The sequence below is a fragment of the Cupriavidus sp. IK-TO18 genome (assembly GCF_015549295.1).
Classification (GTDB): domain Bacteria; phylum Pseudomonadota; class Gammaproteobacteria; order Burkholderiales; family Burkholderiaceae; genus Cupriavidus; species Cupriavidus oxalaticus_A.
Genome location: NZ_JADGMP010000098.1, coordinates 1 through 798, shown reverse-complemented (window position 1 = coordinate 798; position 798 = coordinate 1). Strand labels below are relative to the sequence as shown.

At 64.0% G+C, this 798-nt stretch carries 1 protein-coding gene and 1 pseudogene; both read left to right on the top strand.

What is annotated here, in order from left to right:
* Positions 1-414, top strand: a pseudogene (locus tag IPF36_RS34270) (DNA cytosine methyltransferase); the annotation flags it as partial.
* Entirely contained in the window at positions 407-691 is a 285-nt protein-coding gene (locus IPF36_RS34265) for a hypothetical protein (protein WP_195432372.1), read from the top strand. The pseudogene IPF36_RS34270 and the gene IPF36_RS34265, both read left to right, overlap by 8 nt.
* Positions 692-798: the final 107 nt, after the last annotated feature.

The following is a 798-nucleotide window of genomic DNA, read 5'->3' as shown; positions in this document are numbered from 1 at the left end:
AAATACGACCGCGGCGTGTGGTCGGTCGCGGATCCGCGCGAGCCGGCGCCCGAGCCGCTGTTCGAACTTCCTAAGCCTGAGGATCGCCTCGTCGCTGTGATCCGCGCGCTGGACGGCACCTGGCACCGGCCATTCACCACGCTCGAGCTGGCCGCACTGCAATCGCTCTTCGATCCCGAGGATCTCGCCGCCGGCGATTTCGTTCTCGACGGAAATTCGGATTCGGCATGGCGCGAGCGCATCGGCAACGCTGTCCCGCCGTTGGCCGCAACGGCAATGGCCGAGGTCTTCGGTCGCACGCTGCTGTTGGCCATGTCCGGCACCACCTTCGAACTGTCCAATGAGCCGATCTGGGTTCGCCCGATCGCCATGGCCCTGACTGTCGACCAGCGCGGGAACCTGCCCCATGAATGAGGTCGGCGCACGCAGCATCCCCGTGATGGGCGGTTTCGAGGGGCAGTTTCGCAAGGTCCACAAGGCGACCTGGGAACCGGTTCGCGTCAACGGCGTAGCCCAGATCTACCCCACCGAGTTCGAGGCCGAGACAATGGCCTGGCGCGCGCTGATTGCCCACCTTTGCGGCGACATCGTGCGGTCCGGCGAGAAGGTCTCTACGGCCAAGACCAAGGCTGAAGAGTTGTTCGGTGCCCTGATCAGAAAGGGCCGGAAGATCCCGGTGGAGCGGCGATGAGCAGGCGTATCGATCCGATCGAGCTCGAGCACCTAAAGGATCGGACGCCGCTGTCCGCTGTCTTCGCTCAGTATGGGATAAAAGGAAAAGGCCAGGGCAAGGTCATC

Excerpts from the sequence above, each read along its gene's own strand:
- IPF36_RS34265 (WP_195432372.1), top strand. The coding sequence starts at position 407 with ATGAATGAGGTCGGCGCACGCAGCATCCCCGTGATGGGCGGTTTCGAG.